Source organism: Aneurinibacillus thermoaerophilus (assembly GCF_019603355.1).
GTDB lineage: Bacteria > Bacillota > Bacilli > Aneurinibacillales > Aneurinibacillaceae > Aneurinibacillus > Aneurinibacillus thermoaerophilus.
In genome coordinates, this window is record NZ_CP080764.1 from 1011132 (window position 1) to 1026610 (window position 15479).

The 15479-nt window shown below is 46.7% G+C and carries 14 protein-coding genes, 3 tRNA genes and 1 other RNA gene; 15 read left to right on the plus strand and 3 right to left on the minus strand.

What is annotated here, in order from left to right; genetic code table 11:
* The first annotated feature begins 95 nt into the window (after window positions 1-95).
* On the plus strand, window positions 96-764 hold the full coding sequence (locus K3F53_RS05460; protein WP_057899489.1) for a DUF2953 domain-containing protein: 669 nt from the start codon (window positions 96-98) through the stop codon (window positions 762-764).
* Window positions 737-1237, plus strand: a complete 501-nt coding sequence (gene ytfJ, locus K3F53_RS05465) for a GerW family sporulation protein (protein WP_057899488.1) — start codon at window positions 737-739, stop codon at window positions 1235-1237. The genes K3F53_RS05460 and ytfJ overlap by 28 nt, the downstream gene beginning before the upstream one ends.
* Window positions 1238-1294: 57 nt before the next feature.
* Here ytfJ and pyc read toward each other — a convergent pair whose 3' ends face one another.
* On the minus strand, window positions 1295-4750 hold the full coding sequence (gene pyc, locus K3F53_RS05470) for a pyruvate carboxylase (protein WP_057899487.1): 3456 nt from the start codon (window positions 4748-4750) through the stop codon (window positions 1295-1297).
* A 190-nt stretch (window positions 4751-4940) separates the two neighbouring features.
* Between pyc and K3F53_RS05475 the strand changes: the two genes are divergently transcribed.
* From K3F53_RS05475 to K3F53_RS05490, 4 genes are all read left to right on the plus strand, one after another.
* Window positions 4941-5882, plus strand: a complete 942-nt coding sequence (locus K3F53_RS05475; protein ID WP_082706199.1) for an RluA family pseudouridine synthase — start codon at window positions 4941-4943, stop codon at window positions 5880-5882.
* A 274-nt stretch (window positions 5883-6156) separates the two neighbouring features.
* On the plus strand, window positions 6157-7227 hold the full coding sequence (locus K3F53_RS05480; protein WP_057899486.1) for an ABC transporter substrate-binding protein: 1071 nt from the start codon (window positions 6157-6159) through the stop codon (window positions 7225-7227).
* Between the two features lie 128 nt (window positions 7228-7355).
* Complete coding sequence (locus tag K3F53_RS05485) at window positions 7356-8309, plus strand: ABC transporter permease (RefSeq protein WP_057899485.1); 954 nt, start codon at window positions 7356-7358, stop codon at window positions 8307-8309.
* Window positions 8302-9096 (plus strand): ABC transporter ATP-binding protein, encoded by a 795-nt coding sequence (locus K3F53_RS05490; RefSeq protein WP_057899484.1) that lies wholly within the window; start codon window positions 8302-8304, stop codon window positions 9094-9096. The genes K3F53_RS05485 and K3F53_RS05490 overlap by 8 nt, the downstream gene beginning before the upstream one ends.
* A 47-nt stretch (window positions 9097-9143) precedes the next feature.
* On the opposite strand, the gene K3F53_RS05495 is transcribed toward K3F53_RS05490, so the two are convergent.
* Window positions 9144-9644: a DUF2062 domain-containing protein gene (locus K3F53_RS05495; protein ID WP_057899483.1), complete on the minus strand. Its 501-nt coding sequence runs from the start codon at window positions 9642-9644 to the stop codon at window positions 9144-9146.
* 163 nt (window positions 9645-9807) lie between these two features.
* On the opposite strand from K3F53_RS05495, the gene namA reads away from it, so the two are divergent.
* Both namA and K3F53_RS19335 read left to right on the plus strand, forming a co-directional pair.
* Entirely contained in the window at window positions 9808-10827 is a 1020-nt protein-coding gene (gene namA / locus K3F53_RS05500) for an NADPH dehydrogenase NamA (protein WP_057899482.1), read from the plus strand.
* Between the two features lie 155 nt (window positions 10828-10982).
* The gene (locus K3F53_RS19335; protein WP_236781889.1) at window positions 10983-12026 is read left to right on the plus strand and encodes a YkvA family protein; all 1044 of its coding nucleotides are present in this window, start codon (window positions 10983-10985) and stop codon (window positions 12024-12026) included.
* A 129-nt stretch (window positions 12027-12155) separates the two neighbouring features.
* Here the strand turns inward: K3F53_RS19335 and K3F53_RS05510 are convergent, their stop codons facing one another.
* Window positions 12156-12653 (minus strand): N-acetyltransferase, encoded by a 498-nt coding sequence (locus K3F53_RS05510; RefSeq protein ID WP_057899481.1) that lies wholly within the window; start codon window positions 12651-12653, stop codon window positions 12156-12158.
* A 314-nt stretch (window positions 12654-12967) separates the two neighbouring features.
* On the opposite strand from K3F53_RS05510, the gene K3F53_RS05515 reads away from it, so the two are divergent.
* The 7 genes from K3F53_RS05515 (at window position 12968) to K3F53_RS05545 (ending at window position 15468) form a co-directional block, all read left to right on the plus strand.
* Window positions 12968-13921: a hypothetical protein gene (locus K3F53_RS05515; protein ID WP_057899480.1), complete on the plus strand. Its 954-nt coding sequence runs from the start codon at window positions 12968-12970 to the stop codon at window positions 13919-13921.
* 12 nt (window positions 13922-13933) lie between these two features.
* On the plus strand, window positions 13934-14227 hold the full coding sequence (locus K3F53_RS05520) for a hypothetical protein (RefSeq protein WP_139184922.1): 294 nt from the start codon (window positions 13934-13936) through the stop codon (window positions 14225-14227).
* Between the two features lie 134 nt (window positions 14228-14361).
* A tRNA-Arg gene (locus K3F53_RS05525) sits at window positions 14362-14438 on the plus strand.
* A gap of 5 nt (window positions 14439-14443) precedes the next feature.
* Window positions 14444-14519, plus strand: a tRNA-Lys gene (locus K3F53_RS05530).
* 7 nt (window positions 14520-14526) lie between these two features.
* A tRNA-Leu gene (locus tag K3F53_RS05535) sits at window positions 14527-14613 on the plus strand.
* A 66-nt stretch (window positions 14614-14679) separates the two neighbouring features.
* Window positions 14680-15067, plus strand: an RNA gene (gene rnpB / locus K3F53_RS05540) — RNase P RNA component class B.
* A 101-nt stretch (window positions 15068-15168) separates the two neighbouring features.
* On the plus strand, window positions 15169-15468 hold the full coding sequence (locus K3F53_RS05545; protein WP_057899478.1) for an iron-sulfur cluster biosynthesis family protein: 300 nt from the start codon (window positions 15169-15171) through the stop codon (window positions 15466-15468).
* Window positions 15469-15479: the final 11 nt, after the last annotated feature.

The following is a 15479-nucleotide window of genomic DNA, read 5'->3' on the forward strand; positions in this document are numbered from 1 at the left end:
AAAAGTTGCTAAAAAATAATACAAGCACAAGCACCGATAGTTGTATGAGGAAAGGAAAATCAGCCCATACTACCTGTGGAAAGGTGGAGCGGACTATGGGCTGGCTTGTTTTTTTAAGCGGTATAGCAATTTTTATATTGTTGATTTGGTTTATGTCTGTCCGAATTAAAATCGTATATGAACGTACAAACGAGAATGACCGAATTGATATTGAAATATCGGTGCTTAAAAGGTTGTTGAAATATCGCTTTACAGTGAATCAGCTTCAGATCCGAAGCATTTCTGAAGGGATCAAAGTTTCGGAAAGAGTGGAGGTCGGGCAGCAAGCTCCGAAACGGGCAAAGAAAACATGGATTACACCGCGTACCATTCAGGTGTGGCAGTGGAAATTTGCGCGTTTGCTGCGGAATGTATACGATTTGAACCAGATTTTGCGCCGAACGTTAGAGAATGTTCGGGGCGAGGAATTAATATGGAAAACAAATATTGGGCTCGGAGAAGCGTCGGCTACCGGTGCGGTTGTTGGTGTGGTTTGGACGGTAAAAAGTGCGCTGATAGCGCTTCTTTCCCATTATATTTCTTTGCGCGCCAGACCGCGGTTGTACGTCATTCCAGATTTTCAGCGCGAAATGTTGGATATTTACTTGCTTTGCATACTCCGGTTGCGAATCGGACATGCTATCATTGCGGTTATCCGAATTATGATAAATTATATCCGGAAAGGACGTGAACGTGTATGGGAGAACATCCGATTCAAGGCTTGATGAAAACGGCGATGGAAAATATTAAAGAAATGGTAGATGTTAATACCATTATTGGAGATCCGGTGGAAACACCGGATGGAAGTGTAATTATTCCTGTCTCTAAGGTGGGATTCGGATTTGCGGCTGGAGGTAGCGAGTTTGAGACACAACAGGAAACCAGTGAAAGTGGACGTCGAAGTTATGAGAGCGATGTGACGCGTCAGCATGGAAACAGTGGAAAAAAAGGAGAGCTTCCATTCGGGGGAGGAAGCGGTGGTGGAATTTCCATTACTCCTGTAGCATTTCTGGTTGTCGGAAAACAAGGGATTCGTTCTATCACGCTGCAAGGACAGGCCCATCTTTATGAGCGAATGATGGATTTGGCGCCAGCTGTTGTGGAAAAAATTCAAGGAATGATTCGGAATAAGGATTCGGAAAAAAAGTGCAATAGCGGTGATAAAAGCGGCAATGAAATTATGGAGGAATTGCATTAAAGAAAAAAGAGCAAAAAGAGCACGTGACAGTGCTCTTTTTTGTAGGAGAAAACTTTTTTATTTTTTAACAATGACGAGCAGCAAATCGCCCGTTTCGATCGAATCGCCTTCTTTAACATGGATCTCTTTGACTACGCCATCGAACGGTGCCTGCATGGTCGTTTCCATCTTCATTGCTTCGGTGACGATGACATGTTCACCTTTTTTCACTTTGTCGCCTTGCTCCACCATGATTTTCAGCACTTTGCCTGGCATGGAAGCGCCGATTTGTCCTAGTTCGGACGGATCAGCCTTGGCACGCTGGACTGTGGTCACTTTTGCCGATGCGTCGCGCACATTAATTTCGCGCGGCTGGCCGTTTAACTCGTAGTAGATGGTACGCATACCGTCCGGTCTGACTTCTCCGATGGATACAAGCTTCACTATCAGCGTTTTTCCTTGTTCAATGTCGACGGCGATTTCTTCACCCAGGCGTAGACCATAGAAGAAGGTTGGTGTATCCAGCACAGACACGTCACCGAATTCTTGCTGGCGTTTTTGCATATCAAGGAAGACTTGCGGATACATCACGTACGACATTAAATCATAGTCGGTTACCGAGCGCTCCAGCTTTTCTTCCAGCATCGCTCTAATCTCGTCAAAATCAGCGGATGGCAGCAATTCGCCTGGACGGGTGGTGAAAGCTTCGCGGCCTTTCAGGATGATGCGCTGCAACTCCTCGGGAAATCCGCCGTACGGCTGGCCGAGATAACCCTGGAAGAACGTAATGACTGATTCAGGAAAGTCAATGGTTTCGCCTTTTTCGTATACATTCTGTTCGTTCAGGTTGTTTTGCACCATGAACAATGCCATATCGCCCACTACTTTGGAAGACGGCGTTACCTTGACGATATCCCCGAACATACGGTTGACCGTGGCGTACATCTCTTTCACTTCGCCCCAGCGGTCGCCAAGCCCGACGGCTTTCGCCTGTTGTTCCAGATTGGTGTACTGACCGCCCGGCATTTCATGCTTGTATACTTCGGCGTTGCTTGCTTTCATCTCCGTTTCAAATCCAACATAGTACTTGCGTACATCTTCCCAGTAATCGGCGAGCTTCTGATAGTTTTCGTGACAAAGACCAGGCGTCCGCTCATGGTGTTCGAGCGCGTATGCAATGGCGTTCAGGCTCGGCTGTGAGGTTAGACCGGACATGGAACTTAGCGCCACATCGACAATGTCGACACCGGCTTCGGAGGCTTTCAGCAGCATCGCGCCCGCGTTGCCGCTAGTATCATGCGTATGCAGGTGAATCGGAATGCCGATTTCTTGTTTCAACGCTTTGATCAATTCGTACGCGGCATATGGTTTCAGAAGACCAGCCATATCTTTAATTGCCAGGATGTGAGCCCCGGCTTTTTCCAGTTCTTTTGCTAGATTCACGTAGTACTTCAGATTATATTTATCACGTTTCGGGTTCAAAATATCGCCGGTATAGCAAATGGCCGCTTCCGCGATTTTGCCTGTTTCGCGCACCGTTTCGATCGCCAGGCGCATCCCTTCCACCCAGTTGAGACTGTCGAAAATGCGGAACACGTCAATGCCGGCACGTGCCGCAGTTTCAATAAACTTCTGGATAACGTTGTCCGGATAGTTCGTGTAGCCAACAGCGTTGGCACCGCGGAACAGCATCTGGAACAGAAGATTCGGGATTTTTTCACGCAGTTTGAGTAAACGTTCCCATGGATCCTCATTCAAAAAGCGCATGCTCGTATCAAACGTCGCGCCACCCCACATTTCCAGCGAGAACAAATCGGGCGCAAGCTTGCCGGTCGCTTCGGCGATTTGTAGCAAGTCGTATGTGCGGACACGGGTTGCGAGCAGCGACTGGTGCGCATCACGAAACGTCGTATCAGTGAGCAGCAGTTTTTTCTGTTGCTGAATCCATTTCACTACGCCTTCCGGTCCGTGCTCGTCCAGAATTTGTTTGGTGCCTACTGGGTATTCCTGCCAATATGAAGTTTCCGGGATACGCGCTTTCGGAAATGTTGGTTTTTTGTCCATCTTCGCCAAGCCTGGGTGCCCGTTGACAATCGTCTGGCCGATATAGGTAAGCAGCTTGGTGCCGCGGTCTTTTCGTTTTGGAAACTCGAACAATTCCGGCTTCGTATCAATAAAAGAGGTGTCGTATGTGCCGCGCAGGAAATCCGGGTGTTGCATGACGTTTTCTAAGAACGGGATGTTAGTCTTTACCCCGCGAATCCGGAATTCCTTGAGCGTGCGCAGCATTTTTCGCGCAGCGCGTTCAAATGTGAGCGCATGTGTCGACACTTTCACGAGCAGAGAATCGTAGTATGGTGTGATGGTGGCGCCAGGCGCGCCGATTCCTGCGTCCAGACGAACGCCGAACCCGCTGGCCGAACGGTATGCGAGCAGGCGGCCAGTATCCGGTAGAAAGTTGTTTTCCGGATCTTCTGTTGTCACACGCGATTGAATGGCGTACCCACGCATTTGTACGCTCGACTGAGATGGAATGCCGACTTCCGGATCTTCTAACGCATATCCTTCCGCGATGCGGATTTGCGATTGCACGATATCAATTCCGGTGATCATCTCTGTAATCGTGTGCTCGACTTGAATGCGCGGATTCACTTCGATAAAATAGAAATTCCCATCGGGTGTGACCAGAAATTCGACCGTACCGGCATTGATGTAACGGGACGTCTTGGCCAAGCGCAGGGCTGCATTGCAGATGTCTTCCCGCTGTCGCTCAGTCAAGGACAGGCTTGGGGCGACTTCGACCACCTTTTGGTGCCGGCGCTGGATGGAACAGTCGCGCTCGAACAGGTGGACGGCGTGCCCATACCGGTCAGCCAAGATCTGTACTTCGATATGTTTCGGGTGTTCAAGATATTTTTCAAGATAAACAGCCGGGTTGCCGAACGCGGACTTCGCTTCGGAACGGGCGCGGTCGAGGGCGCTTTGCAGTTCATCCTGCTTGCGAACGATGCGCATGCCGCGACCGCCGCCCCCGGACGACGCTTTGATGATAATGGGATAGCCATGCTCTTTGACGAAACGAAGCGCTTCTTCGAGCGTGCGTACTGGTTCCGGGGTGCCGGGGATGACCGGAATGCCAGCTTCGATCGCCATTTGGCGGGCGGTCACTTTATCGCCGAACATGCGGATGTGTTCAGATGTCGGACCAATGAACGTGATGCCTTCTTCTTCACAACGTCGGGCGAATTGTTCGTTTTCCGACAGGAAGCCGTAACCGGGATGAATGGCATCGACGTCATGGCGTTTGGCGATTTCGATGATGCCCTCAATGTCCAGATAGGCTTCGATTGGGCCTTTGCCTTCTCCGATGACATACGCTTCGTCAGCTTTAAAACGATGCAGAGCAATATTGTCTTGCTCGGAATACACGGCAACTGTGCGAATGCCAAGCTCCGTGCAGGCTCGGAAAATTCGGATGGCAATCTCGCCGCGGTTGGCCACCAGTACTTTTTTGAACGTTTTGATCTGAGCCATTCAATCTCCCTCTCCTACATTGAAATTTTTATTTTTCTTAAAGTAAAAAGCTATGTTAAATTTGATAACTATAATTAATAATAACACATGAATGAATATTCAAACACATGAAAACACCAAAATGGATAATTTTCTTGCAAAGCAGAAAAAGCGGAAACGATTATGAGGTGAGGCTTGGAGGATGAAAGAAATGAATGAGAACCATGACATACAACAAGTGATTCGGTTTACTGTACCGTGGAAAGCAGATAGAGGAGAACAGGAAAAAAGAAACGTGCGCAGCTTTTTGCGCGAAGAACACGGCATCTCCCGCAGTTTGCTCGTCGAACTGAAGCGCGCCAAAGGGATTCGCTTGAACGGTGTTCCAACCTATCTAGATCATCCGCTTGCTCCGGGGGACACGGTAGAACTATATTTACCTGAAGAAAAATCTGAAAATGTTGAGCCTGAGCCGATCCCATTTTTCATTATTTATGAAGACGATTATATTCTTGTGGTGGATAAAGCGCCGAATCTTTGCGTACATCCAACGATGCTTCATCCGAATGGCACGTTGGCGAATGGTGTAGTCTACCATTGGCAGCGGCAGGGAATTTCACGTAAATTCCGCCCGGTTAATCGTCTTGATAAAGACACATCAGGTCTTGTGCTAATCGCGAAAAATCAATATTCACACCAGCAGCTAGCTGCCGTGCAGCGCGCGGGAGGCATTATCCGCTACTATGAAGCTTTCGTGCATGGACAAGTGAGGGAGGATACAGGGACAATTGACGCTCCAATCCGGCGCAAAGCAGATTCGCTGATGGAGCGAATCGTGCATGAGGATGGACAGTGGGCGCGTACCCATTATACAGTGCTAGGAAGGTACGCAACATTTACTCACTTACGTTTGAAATTGGATACGGGTCGCACGCATCAAATTCGTGTTCATATGAGTTATATGGGACATCCATTGCTTGGTGATGATTTATACGGTGGAGAAAGGATGCTAATTGGTCGCCAGGCGCTGCATGCTCGCATGTTGTCCTTTCCGCATCCGCGCGATAAAAGGATGCTATCGTTTGAGGCTCCGTTGCCGGACGATATGGCAACGTTGCTTGTTGCCGCCCACAACAAGCTATCGTTTCGTTAAGTCTATGAGCGGATATTGTTTTTATCCTTCATTAATATGATGAATAGGATAAAGAAAGGAGCTATTATTGGTTTGTTTATCAAGTAATAGCTCTTTTTTTGCTTTTTTCATTAGACGCGTTAAAGCAGAAAATTCAAGTAATTTAATCTGATTCTTTTAAAAAAAAAGAATATTTCGCTTAATTTTTTGCTTTAAAGTAAAATAGATCGTGTTATAATGAATATATTAAATTTTTATAATAAAGAAAAAAATTAAAGATGTAGGGGGAATGTGTATGGTGAGAAAAAGGCGATGGCTGGCATTGCTTTTTGTGACGATGCTAGTGTTGCTGAGCGCTTGCGGAGGACAAAGCGTTAACCAGCAAGCAGAAGAAACAGAGAAGAAAGCCGGGACGGAAGCTGGAGCGAGCGCCGATAAGAAATTCAAAATAGGTGTTTCACAGTATGTTGAGCATCCGGCATTGGATGCGGCGCGGGAAGGTTTCATTAAAGCGTTGAAAGATAACGGTTTAGAAGAAGGAAAGAACCTGGAAATTGATTATCAAAACGCGCAGGCTGATCAGACAAATGTCAATACGATCGCACAAACATTTGCCGCTGATAAAAAAGATTTGATTCTTGCCATCGCGACGCCGAATGCGCAGGCGATGTTGCAAAACATAAAAGATACGCCGATTCTTTTTACAGCTGTTTCCGATCCGTTAAGCGCCAAGCTGGTGGATAATCTCGAGAAGCCGGGCAAAAATATCACCGGTTTTTCTGACACGCCGCCGGATGTAATTCCGAACACAATGAAAGCCATTAAAGATTTCTTCCCGCAGGCGAAAAAAGTTGGCATTATCTATAATAGCGGAGAAGCGAATTCCGTGGCGAACGTGAAAGTGGCAAAGGAAGAGTTGGGCAAACTTCAGCTTACCCCGGTGGAAGCTACCGCGACCAATACGAGTGAAATAAAGCAGGCAGCAGAGTCGCTTGTGGGTAAGGTGGATGCCATATATGTACCGCAGGATAACACCGCGGTGGCGGCACTGAAATCAATCGTGAGCGTTGCGAATAAAAACGACATTCCCCTATTTGTGGGAGAACTTGAATCCGTGCGCAATGGGGGTTTTGCTGGCGTCGGATTTGAGTATTCCGATATCGGATACGAAACCGGCTTGATGGCGGTTAAAATCTTGAAAGAAGGAGCAAAGCCGGGAGATTTGCCTGTTGGCTACCCAAGCAAGTTGAATCTTGTGTTTAACAAAGAAGCGGCAAAAGAACAGGGAATCGATTTTGAGAAACTGCCGAAAGAAGCAATGGATAAGTGGAAGCCAGAAATGCTTGAAAAAACAGAAGCAAAATAATGCGACCGCATGAAAGCAGGTCCTCCGGTGAAAGGAATCGATGAGCCGGTTCCTTTCCGGAAACCGCATCCCGTGCGTAACGATAATAAAGAATGATAAAAGAGGAGCAGGTGTGAAAGGAGGACGTCATGAACGTAGCAGCGTTATTAGGATCGATTGAGTCAGGCTTTATTTTTGCTATTATGGCGCTTGGCGTATACTTGACGTTTCGGATTTTGGATTTTCCTGATCTGACGGTGGATGGGAGTTTCGCCACCGGGGGCGCAATCGGCGCGACGATGATAACGGCGGGATTTGCCCCGTTTTTGTCCACGGTATCTGCCGTGGCTGCTGGTTTGCTTGTTGGCGCAATGACTGGAATTTTACATACGAAGGGAAAAATCAACGCCCTTCTGTCAGGAATTCTTTCGATGATTGCGTTGTACTCTATCAATTTGCGTATTATGGGCAAAACGAATGTGCCTTTGCTCGGCGAAGAAACGCTGTTGACCCAAATCAAGGACGCGCTCTCTATACTGGGAGATTATGGACAACTGTTTGCTGTTGCAGTGATCGCTCTCATTATTAAGTTTATTAACGATTGGTTTCTGCATACGGAAGTAGGTCTTGCCATCCGCGCGACAGGCAACAACCAGCGCATGATTCGAAGCTTTTCTGCGAACACGGATAGCATGATCATCATCGGATTAAGTCTCTCCAATGGGATGGTGGCGCTCGCCGGAGCGCTGTACGCCCAGTATCAGGGATTCGCCGACGTATCGATGGGAATCGGGATGATTATTATTGGCCTTGCGTCCGTTATTATTGGAGAAGCGATTTTTGGTAACCGCACCATTGTCTGGGCTACATTTGCGGTTATTGGGGGAGCGATTATTTACCGGATGGTTGTGGCGCTGGCGATGCAAATTGGTCTCGACCCGTCTGATATGAAGTTGATGATGTCTTTAATCGTTATTATTGCACTTATCATGCCGCGCATATCTGCAAATTATAAGGAACGTAAGCGCCGTGCTGCGCGTGCGAAAAACCATGGCCAGCGGCCGGCAGTGCTTGAAGGAGGCGAGGTGAAGAAGCATGCTTAAGTTAAAGGATCTCTATGTTGTGTTTAATGAAGGGACCGTTGATGAAAAAGTGGCGCTGAACTATGTCAATCTTCACCTAAAGCCAGGTGACTTTGTGACGATTATTGGCAGTAATGGTGCGGGAAAATCCACGCTAATGAACATTATCTCAGGCGTGTTAAAACCGGATTACGGCACGGTAGAGATCGATGCAGTAGATGTTACTCATCTTCCGGAATATAAACGGGCGCCGATGATTGGCCGCGTATTCCAAGACCCGATGGCCGGTACAGCCCCTTCGATGACGATCGAAGAGAATCTAGCACTGGCGTATGCGCGTGACAAACGCCGCACGTTGCGCAAAGGGGTGACAGCCAAACGGCGCGATGAGTTCCGGACTTACCTGGAGACGCTTCATCTTGGACTTGAAAACCGGTTGAGTGCGAAAGTCGGGCTATTGTCTGGTGGGGAGCGTCAGGCGCTGAGCTTGCTCATGGCAACGTTTACAAAGCCGAAAGTGCTTTTGCTTGACGAGCATACGGCGGCGCTTGATCCCGCTCGTGCGCAGCGAATTACCGAATTAACAGAAGAAATTGTGACCAGGCAGAAGCTAACAACACTAATGGTTACGCATAATATGCAGCAGGCGCTCGATTTGGGAAATCGGCTGATTATGATGGACAAAGGCTCCATTATTCTTGATGTTCCGTCAGAGGAGAAGAAAAATTTGACAGTCGAACGATTGCTGGCTGAATTTCAGCGTTTGTGCGGCGAAAAGTTTGCCAGTGATAGGGCGATACTTGCTTAGTGGTTCGCATAACGTAATAAAAAATCCCCGATAAATCCGGGGATTTTTTATTTGACGTCTTTTTCAAGTTGCAGAGCAAGGCGCCGACCTTGCCGTTTCTTTCGATATAATTGGAGCGCGTAGAACACCAGAACATAGCAAATGATCGCGACGATCGAACCGTTAGCGGCGCTGCCGACAAAAAATGCAATTCCTTTTTCTTTTATAAATTGCCAAAGCATCATAAAACCCATATGGCTCATTTGTTCGCTTACGTCCTGCCCAAATTTGTTTCCGACCAACAGATTGCCTACGCTCATATTAAGCACGAAAAACAGCGGCAAAATGAATTTACCCATCACGAACCCGATAAGCGAAGCAGCGAAATTGCCGCGAATTAACAAGTTAAGCGGATAAAGGAGCAAGAATGCTGAGCCAAGTGTTGGCAGCGTGATAAACTCGATGAAAATACCGAGCGAAAAGCTGCGGGCCACAATCGAAGGCGCTCCTTTGGAGCGAAGCAATTTTAAATATTGATATCTCATTTTCCGGTAAAGTTTTTTTAGCATAGAGATTCTCCGTTTCTTATGCAAAATGCTTAGCCGATCATTAGGGTATTATGTATTATTATAGCGAAAAAACACATGGAATGTTAGTATTTCTTTGATTTTTATAGTATCATTTATAATGTAAGAAGGCGTATATGTTGATAAATAAAGGAGGCGTGAGACATTGTCAATTTTTACTCCATTCACACAAAAAAATGTAACATTGCGTAATCGTATTGTTATGTCACCAATGTGCATGTATACGGCAGGTGATGACGGTAAAGCGACCGATTGGCATTATGTACATTACGGTACGCGTGCGGTCGGTGGGGTTGGCCTGGTGATGCTGGAGGCAACGGCGGTAGAGAGCAGAGGCCGCATTAGCCATCAGGATCTTGGAATTTGGAGTGATGAGCATATCAAACCGTTGCGCCGAATTGTACACTTCGTGAAGGCGCAGGGAGCAGCGGCTGCGATTCAATTGGCGCACGCCGGACGCAAAGCGCAGGTGAAAGATGCGATTGTGGCGCCGAGCGCAGTTCCGTTTGACGAGAATTCGCCTGTGCCGCAAGAACTGAGCGAAGAAGAAATTGAAAAAGTGTTAGACGCCTGGCGGCAGGCGGCCCGGCGCGCGCGTGAGGCGGGATTTGACATTGTGGAAATTCACGGCGCGCACGGTTATTTAATTAATGAATTTTTGTCACCGCTTGCCAACAAACGGACTGATCGTTATGGTGGAAGTTTGGAGGGACGTTTTCTTTTCTTGAAGCGGGTGATCGAAGCGGTAAAGCAGGAGTGGCCGGAGGAAAATCCGCTTTATTTGCGTATTTCGGCGGTTGATCACGTGGAGGGCGGATTAACGATTGAAGACAGTATCAAAATCGCCGGAATGGCTAAAGAAGCAGGTGTTGATCTGATCGATTGCTCGTCTGGCGCCATCCTACCTGTTGTACCAAAGAAAATTTTTCCGGGTTATCAAGTATCATACGCGGAAGCAATCCGTAAACAAGCCGGCATCGCGACAGGGTGCGTTGGATTGATCGATGATCCTTCGCTGGCTAATGAAATTATTGGCAACGAAAGGGCGGATCTTGTTTTTTTGGGACGTGTGCTCTTACGTAATCCGTATTGGGTATTGCAAGCCGCGAAACAACGGAACCGTGAATATGAAGGGCCGCGTCAGTACGAGCGAGGGTTTAAATAAATGAGCTGGGAAAAAACATTCCGGATAAAAGTCGGAATGTTTTTTTTGTAGGGTGGCACCTGCTTTTTTCTTCATGAAACTGCCGCGTTCCATTGTCCGTATAGAAGGGTAAGATAATGTATAGCAGCGAATCCAGAAAAGGAGTCGAGAGACGAATGAAGATAAACGAACAAATCCTTAATGCTGTAGTAGTGCCACGGCTTAATCAACTCCTGTCAAACATGTATATAAACTCGTTTCATTCGTATGAAGGATACGCAGTTGTAAATGCTCAGGTACGGACAAGAGGGGAGTGGCTTCCTGTCCTGTATACGCTTAAACTCGATGCGTTCCGTTTTGATCTATCCGGCCGGTATGTGTCATTTATTTATACAGAAGATGTACAAAGAGAAAAAGTATCACTTACGCAAAAGCTGTCGCACGAAACGGAAATGTTTCTGGCCAAGAACGTAACGGGTAAAACATTATTAATGAACGCGTTGGGAAACAAACGGGAGGTTCACGTTTCGGATAATCGGGTTACTATCCAACTGGCCCCATTGGTAAACATGTATCCGGTATTGCAGGATATTAAGGTGGACAAACTGATTTTTGAAGAAGGGGTGCTTCATCTGGAAATCACAGTACCGCCGGAACTTGCACCTGAGGCTTTGGAATTCGACTGGATGAAATCGATGGAAGAAGTGGAGCCATCTTCTGAGAGCGGAGAAACGGAAGTTCATACAGGTGGTGAATTGATCGTACTGAATCGTGAGCATGAACGATATTACGATCAGTTACGCGGAAGAATTGAAAAATATATGCGTGAAAAAATCGGGGATACCCGGGCGGAAAAAATCGCACCGTACTTGCTGCTTGCTCCAGATTTATTCGTTTTGCTTGCCCGGCTGGCCAAAGATAGACGCGTGCCGCTGCGCTCGAAATCGATCGCGTTGGCCGCGCTTGTGTACTTTATGTCACCGCTTGATATTATTCCGGAATTTATCGCTGGCCCCGGTGGTTTTATTGACGATATTATTTTCGCTGTTCTGGCGCTGAACAAAATGTTGGTAGATGTGGACGAAGAGATTATTCACGAACACTGGAACGGAGATAAAAACGTTGTCGGTATTATTCGTGATGTACTAAGCAAAGCCGATTCGCTCGTCGGCAAAAGCCGATTTGAAATGATAAAAAACGTGTTGAAAAAGCGAAAATAGAAGAAAGATATCATGGGACAGGAAACGGAGGATGGAAAGTGAGAATAAGGGAAGAAAAGGGGCTTACCTCCTTCCCTTATTGTTTTTATGCCAGAGCTTGTTTTGGGAACATCATTTCATGCTTCGCTCTCATTTTACCCCGACCGGTGTGGGAGCAAGTTCTCTTATCATCGCAATCTCATCGCAGCTTGGAAATTTTGAGCAATTAATGCAGTCTTTCCATACTTTGTGTGGCAGTGTTTCTTTTTTTACGACGTAAAACTTACACTTCTCAAAGAACTCCTGCTGATATGTCAATGACATGACACGACGGAGACCAAGTTCTCTCGCTTCATCTATGAGATGGTTCACCAATTTCTTTCCAAGACCTTTTCCTTTTGCTTTTTCTGAAATGGCGAGCGAGCGTACTTCAGCTAAATCTTCCCACAGAATGTGAAGACCGCCCACACCCACAACTTCACCTGGTTCGCCAACTTCCCCTATATCGTCAATGACAACGGAAAAGCAATGCAACGTTTCACAGAGTGATAGCTTTGAACGGGGCAGCATTAGCCCTTGCTGTGCGTACTCGTTAATTAAAGCCATCATCCCGTCAAGGTCTTGTATTTTTGCCTTTCGGATTAACATAGCTATCCCTCCATGAGAATATTGTGTATATGTAATTAAGAATATGTATAATTATCGAATTTATAATAATAAATATACACTCTTGTCTTTGATATGTCTAGGATGTAAATTGGATAAAATGTATTTTTATAAGAATGGACAAGGTGGTTTTGATATGGTGGCGCTTAACAGTGAAGAATCGTGGGAAAGAAATATTCTGGTCTTATAGAAACAAAACCGTAGGAAAAATGGGCAAAAGACTAAAATTACCGCCCATGCAGAGGTGGAACATGGTATGATAATACACGATAAGACATGTGCAAAGGGGTCTTAAAATGAGTGAGTTAGTATATACAGCAAGCAGCATGTTAAAAAAGGTATTCCGTAATGGAGAGCGCTCGCTTTCTAGGCAGGAATTAGAAAGTCGCCTGCAGAATACATACGGCATAAGCTTACAACGCACAGGCCAATCGCCGGGCGAAGTGATTGAGGAAGCGCTTGCTGAAGAAGCTTCGCCTTTTCATGTGGGAAGTTCTCACGCGGTGGTCGAGATGGATGCGCCGTTCCGCGATCATATCGCCGAAGAGCTGGTGCGTTATTTCCTTGAAAACAAAGGGCCTTTGACGGCAGAACAATGTTTAAAAAAGCTGCGCTGGCATAACATAATTTCCTACAGCTACGCTGAAAACAAGCTTCCTCTGTACAAAGACCCTCGGTTTGTCCGTTTTATCGGATCAGACTTGTGGTATTTGGCCCGCTGGGAGATAGCCAATGACCACATTTACCGTTTCCTTGTGGACAAACAGGTTAAACAACTGCCTTTGGCGCAACTGCTGCTAATGATGGAGCATGAATTGAATCTGTCGCGCCGCGAATACGTATTTGTACCGGAGGGAGACCCACGTTTTCACATAGTTGAAGGTTTGGTTATCGTCAGTTATGAAAGAGAAAGCGAGCCACAGCCTGAAGCGGAAGAAGTACAGGTGAATGTGCTGCAGGAGCAAGAACAAGAAGATGTCATTGTGAATGAGAATATTCAAAGGGAAGAGGAGGTTGCTGTAACAATGGCAAATGAATTGAAAACAGCAAGCGTATTTGAAGATGTATTGGTAAATGCCCAGGATTCGACTGAGAAGTTAGAACTCCGTATTAAAGAAATGGAGGAAGAAGTGCTTGAGCATTTCAAGAGCAACAACATGTCCGCCATTTCTCAACTTGTGGCGGAAAAAGAAAAATGTGAAGCGATTGTTGCTGCGCTTGAAAAAGTTATTGAAATCGTAAACAAATAATGAGAAATAAGGATGACCGTATCAATGGAAGCGATTGAAGAGCTTGACGGCCTGCATCGTCGCTTTGAGCGCTTACGCTTGGTGGTGGAGAGCAAGCGGATGCAGGTGAAGTGGATAGAAGAAGAAGTTCGGCTCTGCTTTCAGGAAAGTGACATGCAAGGAATTGCCGAACTGGCCCGCGAGCGGGAGCGGTTGCTCAAGTGGATTGAGATGATGGAGAAATTTATCATCAAGTGGGAGCGATACTGGCACGTTTATGAATCTGCGTCGGGCTGGTTGTCTCCGGGCCTGCATGCGCAAGAATAGGTAGGGCGCTGCTTTCGCCCTGCCGTTTTTTCTAAAACATTTTTTCTGTTTTTCCAAAAAATAATCTTGCGCATTAGAAGCCTTATATGATATTATAAATTCTGTCGCTGCTATATAAGAAGACACGAAATCATGTCCCAGTAGCTCAGCTGGATAGAGCAACGGCCTTCTAAGCCGTCGGTCGGGAGTTCGAATCTCTCCTGGGACGCCAGCAAGGAGCCATTAGCTCAGTTGGTAGAGCACCTGACTTTTAATCAGGGTGTCACTGGTTCGAGTCCAGTATGGCTCACCATTTTTATGCGGATGTGGCGGAATCGGCAGACGCGCTAGATTCAGGTTCTAGTGGTGGCAACACCGTGGGGGTTCAAGTCCCTTCATCCGCACCATTTTTTTTATAACATGTAACGAATGAATTGGTTTTTAATATATTGTTGATAAATGTATAACATAAGAAGTGCGGACAGTCGCTGTTCATGCTTTTGCATGGATAGAGGAAAGTCCAGGCTCGCCCGGGCTGAGAGGCTCGGAGTGTTTGTGCCTGCCGCAAGGCAGGGCAGTCGCGCAAGCGGCTGACGGCGGTGAAATCGGCTACGTTCCTTTTGGAATATGCCGAGAATAGCCTGAAAGTGCCACAGTGACGTAGCTCTACTGGAAACAGTAGGGGTGGAACGAGGTAAACCCCGCAAGCGAGCAACCCAAATTTTGGTAGGGGCACTATCCGAAGGGAAATGAACCGGAGGATAGACGGGACAGGAGTCTCGTAGATAGATGACTGTCGCTTCCATGTACCAGGCTGGCTGCCGTGATGAGTACGGGAAGTACAAAACCTGGCTTACAGCACTTCTTATAGCCGATATATGATCTTATAAGGAAACCGTTCCGTTATTTAGGAACGGTTTTTTCTACATTTGTTGTCAATTTGAAACCCAGGAGGCGGAAGAATGAATTTTACGATTACACCGGAAGCGGTACAGGCCTACAAAAAATATGCGGGATTTCGGGAAGGGGATTGCTACCGGTTGTATGTACGTACTGGTGGTCCTGGTGCGGGTGGACTGTTTTATGCTATCGAAAAAAGCTCGCAGAATGAAATGAAGGCAGGAGATGCTGTGTTTGAGGTGGGAGGTATTCGATTCTTTATCCGGGCAAGCGATGCTTGGTATTTCGAGGGAGGAACGTTATCGCATAATAAATATTTAGGAGAGTATGGATTTGAGTTTCACAATCCTTTGCTGGAATAGAGAAGAGGGGT